Origin of the sequence: Chitinimonas sp. (assembly GCF_041904975.1) — a bacterium.
In the GTDB taxonomy this organism is placed as follows: Bacteria; Pseudomonadota; Gammaproteobacteria; order Burkholderiales; family Chitinimonadaceae; genus Chitinimonas.
This window is the reverse complement of the sequence record NZ_JAYRLZ010000232.1, coordinates 1-6,693: the sequence shown is the minus strand read 5'-3', so window position 1 is coordinate 6,693 and position 6,693 is coordinate 1. Positions and strand designations below refer to the sequence as shown.

6 protein-coding genes are annotated in these 6,693 nt (G+C 60.8%); 5 read left to right on the top strand and 1 reads right to left on the bottom strand.

Annotated features, from left to right (window positions below; genetic code table 11):
- Positions 1 to 1,540 precede the first annotated feature (1,540 nt).
- Complete coding sequence (gene corA / locus ACE3OH_RS17480; RefSeq protein ID WP_374356038.1) at positions 1,541 to 2,512, bottom strand: magnesium/cobalt transporter CorA; 972 nt, start codon at positions 2,510 to 2,512, stop codon at positions 1,541 to 1,543.
- Between the two features lie 130 nt (positions 2,513 to 2,642).
- On the opposite strand from corA, the gene ACE3OH_RS17475 reads away from it, so the two are divergent.
- The 5 genes from ACE3OH_RS17475 to bfr form a co-directional block, all read left to right on the top strand.
- Positions 2,643 to 4,589, top strand: coding sequence for a PhoX family phosphatase (locus tag ACE3OH_RS17475; RefSeq protein ID WP_374356035.1), 1,947 nt, complete (start codon positions 2,643 to 2,645; stop codon positions 4,587 to 4,589).
- Positions 4,590 to 4,825: 236 nt separating this feature from the next.
- Positions 4,826 to 5,155 (top strand): FKBP-type peptidyl-prolyl cis-trans isomerase, encoded by a 330-nt coding sequence (locus ACE3OH_RS17470; protein ID WP_374356029.1) that lies wholly within the window; start codon positions 4,826 to 4,828, stop codon positions 5,153 to 5,155.
- Positions 5,156 to 5,218: 63 nt separating this feature from the next.
- On the top strand, positions 5,219 to 5,992 hold the full coding sequence (locus tag ACE3OH_RS17465; RefSeq protein ID WP_374356026.1) for a DUF2189 domain-containing protein: 774 nt from the start codon (positions 5,219 to 5,221) through the stop codon (positions 5,990 to 5,992).
- A gap of 165 nt (positions 5,993 to 6,157) precedes the next feature.
- Entirely contained in the window at positions 6,158 to 6,367 is a 210-nt protein-coding gene (locus tag ACE3OH_RS17460; RefSeq protein WP_374356023.1) for a bacterioferritin-associated ferredoxin, read from the top strand.
- 116 nt (positions 6,368 to 6,483) lie between these two features.
- Positions 6,484 to 6,693 (top strand): bacterioferritin (gene bfr, locus ACE3OH_RS17455; RefSeq protein WP_374356020.1); only part of this gene is annotated, 210 nt, incomplete at its 3' end.

Sequence of the window (6,693 nt, the reverse complement as noted above, 5' to 3'; positions counted from 1 at the left end):
TCAGACACCCCTCGCCTTCATCCGACTTGGCCTGCGATGCTCGGCGCCACCGAGGGCAGAGGGGCGCTCTGTGGTGAGCGCAGTCGGTCACCAAGCGCCGTAGGGCGGCCTATGGCCGCCTTGCTTTTTGTAGGAGCGGCTTCAGCCACGAAGGCGGGCGCAGCCCGCCACAATCACCGAATACACGCAGCACCAGCTACGGAGAGCCCCATTCCCGTCGGCTCTCGCCGAGCACCGCAGCAGCTTGCGGGGCAGTCCGGGGCCGCATGTCTGAGCCCGCAGCGCGGGCGAGTTCGGCCACGGCCGCAAGCTGCGAGGAGCACAGGGAACCCGGCGCAGCCGGGCGAGGCCGTCGGGTCGCCTTTTCTTTCGGTACTTTCTTTTGGCGAAGCAAAAGAAAGTACCCCGACTGCGGGCCGGGACCCGCTCCAAATCATTCGCGCCGCAGGCGCATAAAGCCAACGTCGCACATTCGGTGCAATGCACTTCGCTTCATTTGCACCCTATGGGAATTGCGCCTGCCAGCCTCGAATACAGCAAACATCAGATTCCGCGCGGGCTCCCTTCGGGGACCCGCCCTACCTGACTACGGTCTTGGGCTAAGTCAGGCAATGCAGACAGGGCCGTGGGACGCAATTAAAGCAATGCGTATTGCGCTGAACGCAAGACCTCGGTCTTATGCGCCTACGGCGCGTAGTGTTTTGGGCGGGATTCCGTCCCGCAGCCGGGTTCCTTTCTTGTCTTGCCGAGAAAGGAACCAAAGAAGGCGCGCCCGCGGTGTCGCCCGGCTGCGCCGGGTTCCCTGCGCTTCTCGCCCAAGTCGGCGGCTCGGGAACTCGGCCCTGCGGGCCTCAGACACCCCTCGCCTTCATCCGACTTGGCCTGCGATGCTCGGCGCCACCGAGGGCAGAGGGGCGCTCTGTGGTGAGCGCAGTCGGTCACCAAGCGCCGTAGGGCGGCCTATGGCCGCCTTCGCGGCTGAAGCCGCTCCTACAAAAGGCAAGGCGCGCACGGACCGACCACAGTCAACGATTGCACACAACACCAGCTACGGAGAGCCCCATTCCCGTCGGCCTCGCCGAGCACCGCAGCAGCTTGCGGGGTAGTCCGGGGCCGCATGTCTGAGCCCGCAGCGCGGGCGAGTTCGGCCACGGCCGCAATGCGAATCGCACAGGGAACCCCGCGAAGCGGGGCGAGGCCGTCGGGTCGCCTTTTCTTTCGGTGCTTTCTTTTGGCGAAGCAAAAGAAAGCATCCCGGCCGCGGGACGGGCCCCGCTTAAAACACCCGCGCCGCAGGCGCATAAGGCCTGGGCGGCGCATTCAGTGCAATGCGCTCCGCTTCAATTGCTTACGAAGGATCGCACCTTACGGCCTTGATACTGCAAACACCCCAATCCCGCGCGGGTTCCCTTCGGGGACCCGCCTTACCTGGCCTGGCCATGCAGAGCAAGGGCCTCGCTCCAGATCGTTGGCGCCGCAGGCGCATAAAGCCAAGCGCGCACATTCGGTGCTATACGACCGCCCTTGCCTTCAGCTGCCGCTATAGCCACCGCGCCCGGCGGAAACGCCAGTACAGCACGATGTCCAGCACCACCATGGCGGTCAGTGACAGCGGGTAGCCGAATTCCGACTTCAACTCCGGCATATGCTCAAAATTCATGCCATAGATGCCGGCGATCATGGTGGGCACGGCAAACAGCGCGGCGTAGGCAGCCAGGCGTTTGCTGACAGCCGAGTCTTCCAGCGAAATGATGGCGAGGTTTACCTGGATGGCGGTGGTAAGCATATCGCGCACCGAATCAGTGATTTTGACGATGCGCTCCAGGTGGTCGTACACATCGCGGAAGTATTCCTGGATATGCATGCACACCTGCGGTACCCGGCCGCCATACAGATGAGCGATCGCCTCCAGTAGCGGCACTGCGGCATGGTTCACGGTGACCAGCTTGCGCTTGAGCGCATACAGCGCCTCGATATTGGCGCGGGCGGTGCCGCGCTCGGTGAAAATGCGGTCCTCGATCTGCTCCAGCTCGCCCTCCAGCCGGTGCACGATGGCGAAATAGCGGTCTACCACCGCATCCATCAAGGCATAGAGCACAAAGCCTGCGCCATTTTTCAGCAGGTGCGGCTCCTGCTCGCAGCGCTCGCGCACATTGAGAAAGCCGATGCGCGATTTGCTGCGCACCGACAGCACATAGTTGGGGCCGACAAAAATATCGACTTCGCCGACTTCCAGATTGCCCAGCTCATCCATCTCCAGCACATGCAGCACGCAAAACAGCATGTCGCCGTATTCCTCCAGCTTGGGGCGCTGGTGGCCGTGGGTGGCGTCTTCCACCGCCAAGGGGTGCAGGTGGAATTCGCCTTGCAGGGCCTCAAGATCAGAGGATTCTGGGTCTTTCAGAGCCACCCAGACAAAACAGCCGGGGCGACTCACATATTCGCGGATGGACGAGATCGGCAGGTCGGCCAGTTTCTTGCCGTCTTCATAGGCGGCGCAGTTGATCAACATGATGATTCCACAGGGATAAGGGAGGTGTCGGCCGGATTGTTTCGGCGACCATAACAAAATTTACATATTCGCTGGTTAGCATCGCGCCGACCCAAAACTGGCCCGATGGCTTTCCCGGAGAATAACTGACATGTCGCAACTGCCCAACGAATCCCGCCGCCGCCTGATGCAAATGCTGGCTGGCGCCCCACTGCTGCCCCTGGCCACCGGCGGTAGCGCAGCTGCATTTCTGACTGCCTGTAACAGCAGCTCCAGCAGCACCACGCCGGCAGCCACCCTGAGCTCGATGAGCTTCAGCCCGATGGCCGCACCCGATCTCACCAACGCAGCCGCCATGTCGACCACCAGCGTCAATTCGGCCATGGTTGCCACCTTCAGCGATGGCAGCAAGAAGACCTTCGGCCTGAAGTACGAAGCCTTCTTCCAGACCGGTGACCTGGTACCGGACGGCAAGGGTGGCACCATCCTGGCGGGCGGCTATGTGGATATCAACAACAAGCCGATCTTCGACACCTCGGTTGCCGGCAAAGAACGTCAGTTCTATTCCGATTGCCCGGACGGCACCTCGCTGCTGAGCCTGCCCAACCCGACCGTTACCGGCATCAAGGGCAAGGCTGTGTTCGCCGTGGTGCAGTTCGAGTACACCACCCGCAACCAGGCTGACCAGGACACCTATGGCACCCTGCCATCTCCGATTGCCGTGCTGACGCTGGATCAGGACCAGAGCACCGGCAAGCTCACCCTGGTGAAATACCACAATGTCGATACCTCGCCGGCGCGCGGCTTGTGGATCACTTGTGGTTCCAGCTTGTCACCGTGGGGCACCCATCTGTCCAGCGAAGAGTACGAGCCGGACGCCTTCACCATTGCCAGCAACAGCATGTTCAAGGCTTACAGCAAGAACCTGTTCGGTGACGAAACCAAGGCCAATCCTTACCACTACGGCCATCTGCCGGAAGTAACGGTAAACCCGGACGGCACCGGTTCGATCAAGAAGCATTACTGCATGGGCCGTATCTCGCACGAGCTGATCCAGGTGATGCCGGATAACCGTACTGCGCTGATGGGCGACGATGCCACCAATAGCGGCTTGTTTGTGTTTGTGGCCGACCGCGAAAAAGATCTTTCCTCCGGTTCGCTCTATGTTGCCAAGGTCGGTGCAGGCTTCTCGATCGACCCGGCTGCCGCTGGTGCGCCGCTGACCTGGATCAAGCTCGGCTCGGCCACCAGTGCCGAGATCGAAACCCTGGCCAATACGCTCAAGCCCACCGACATCATGGAAGTGGCCACCACTGATCCGAAGGATGCCAGCTTCACCAAGATTTATATCAGCGGCAAGGTGCAGTGGGTCAAGGTCAAGCCCGGTATGGACAAGGCAGCCGCCTTCCTCGAAACCCATCGCTTTGCCGCACTCAAGGGCGGCAGCATGGCCTTCACCAAGATGGAAGGCACCACGGTCAACATCAAGGACAAGATCGCCTATTCGGCCCTGCAAAACATGCAGAGCTCCATGGTGCGTGGCAATGCCGCCTGGAATGAGGCGTATGGCGTCACCATCGAGAAGGCTGTCAATGCCGGTGGCGTACTGGCGCACACCCTGACTGGCGGCCAGAAGGATACCGCTGGCGCTGCCATCAATAGCGAGTGGGTGCCGGTTCAAACCAAGGCCTTGCTGGTTGGTGAAGATATCGCCGCCGACGCATTGGGCAATCTGGCCAACCCGGACAAGATCGGCGCGCCGGACAACCTCAAGTTCTCGGAAAAATTGCGCACCCTGCTTATCGGCGAGGACAGCAGCTACCACGTCAACAACTTCGTGTGGGCCTATAACGTCGACACCAAGGTGTTGAGCCGCATTGCTTCGATGCCGGCTGGCGCCGAGGCTACCGGCCTGGGCGTGGTGGATGATCTGAACGGCTTCACCTATATCACTGGCAATTTCCAGCATCCGGGCGACTGGATCAGCTCCTTGCACAGCAAGGTGCAACCGACCCTGGACGCCCTGGTGCGTGCCAACTACAAGAACCGCTTTGCCGCGGCAGTCGGTTATCTGGCCAGCGTGCCGGTGCAGCGTTAAGGGAACCCGGAACGGATCGCACTTTCAGGCTGTCTGGCCAACACTGGGTCAACCCCGGTCATAGGCCATGGCGTGAAAGTGCGCCCGTTCAACGGCTTCTCGTGTAGCTTTGGCGGAGCAAGGGGCTTTCTGCAGTGATGCGGAAAGCCCCTTTTTCGTTTGACCCGGATGAAACACGCTATCGCACTATGGCGCTTTGGGTTAGATTCGCGCCGAATTCACCCGAGAGGACAAGCATGACCGATACCCTGATTATTGAAGACCTGATCGTTGGCGATGGCGCCGAAGCCGCCGCTGGTCAGGAAGTGACCGTGCATTACACTGGTTGGCTCACCGATGGCACCAAGTTTGATTCCAGCAAGGACCGTGGCATGCCGTTCGGCTTCTCGCTCGGCGCCGGCATGGTGATCAAGGGCTGGGATGCCGGCGTGGCCGGGATGAAGATCGGCGGCAAGCGCAAGCTGACCATTCCGCCAGAAATGGGCTATGGCGCCCGTGGCGCTGGCGGGGTGATTCCGCCAAACGCCGTGCTGGTGTTTGAAGTGGAATTGCTCGATATCGAGTAAACCCGATGGCGGCCCTGGGCCGCCATTTTGCTGTCCGCCCACACAATAACGAGGAGACACCTTATGGCGGAGATTGAACAGGAGGCGCTGCCAGCGCCACTGCATGTACGCGTGCGCGATTTGCCCTGGTATACGCCGTTTGCCTGGCTGCGTACCGGGCTGGGCGATATGCGTTCAACCCCGTCCGGCACGCTGTTTTACGGCGCAGCATTCATCCTGATGGGGGTGACGGTGCGCCAGCTGTTCGGCTATGCGCCGGAACACACCATGACCTTGATCACCGCCTTCTTGCTGGCCGGACCGTTTATCTGCCTGGGTCTGTATGAGATCAGCCGCCGCCATGAAACGGTGGCACAGGTGAAACTGCTGCCAACCCTCACCGCCTGGCGCGCCAACCCGTCCGGCATTGCACTGTTTTCCCTGCTGCTGGCGCTGATCGTCGCCGGCTGGATGCGCGTATCGGTAGTGATTTTTGCGCTGTTCTTCACCGAGAACCTGCCCGATCTGGCCTTGATCCTGTCGCCCAAATTCATGACTGACGAGAACCTGACCTTCTTGCTGGTCTGGCTCGGCGCCGGTGGCTTCTTCACCGTGCTGGTGTTTGCCGTGTCGGTGGTATCGATTCCGGTGATGCTGGATCGTGATGCCGACACCTTTGGCGCCATGTTTGTCAGCATACGGGTGTGCCAGGCCAATCCGGCCTGCATGCTCACCTGGGCAGCACTGATCGTGCTGATGACCACCGCCGGCTTTGCACTGTGGGGCGTGGGCCTGGCGTTTACCGCACCCTTGGTTGGCCACGCCACCTGGCATGCTTACCGCGCCTTGGTGGAATAGGCAGCACAGCCTCTGGGCGGCCTGTGTCCTTCAGCATGCCGCGCCGCCCAGCCGCTTGCGCGAACCAGCGTAATGAACCCACGCACACACTGCTGAATCAGACACTTGCTCATCGTAATGCGAACCGCTATCATTTGATACGAATTCTCATTAACGGATCGTGCCATGTACGTCTGTATCTGCAACGCCGTCACCGACAAGCAAATCCGCCGTGCCGTTCACAACGGTTGCGACAGCATGCGTGAGCTGCGCATGGAGCTCGGTGTAGCCAGCTGCTGCGGCAAATGTGCGCCGGATGCGCGCAGTCTGCTGCTCGAAGGCAAAAATGCGCGTAGCGGCGCTGGCACCATTACCCTGCAGCTGGTCGCCAGCTAAGCCCTGTCGCCGCCACTTCGCTGTCGCCCCGGCGCCCGCTGGACCTTTCTCTGCTATACCGTAAGCCTGTGCCCGCCCAGCTGGCATGCCAGTGCTGACCAAGAAAGGAATGAGCGATGAAGGGTGACAAAAAGGTAATCGGCTACCTCAATGCCGCACTGAAAAACGAGCTGACCGCCATCAACCAGTATTTCCTGCATGCACGCATGTTCAAGAACTGGGGCTTCAAGGCGCTCAACGAGCATGAATATCATGAGTCGATCGACGAAATGAAGCATGCCGACAGCCTGATCGAACGCATCCTGTTCCTCGAAGGTCTGCCCAAT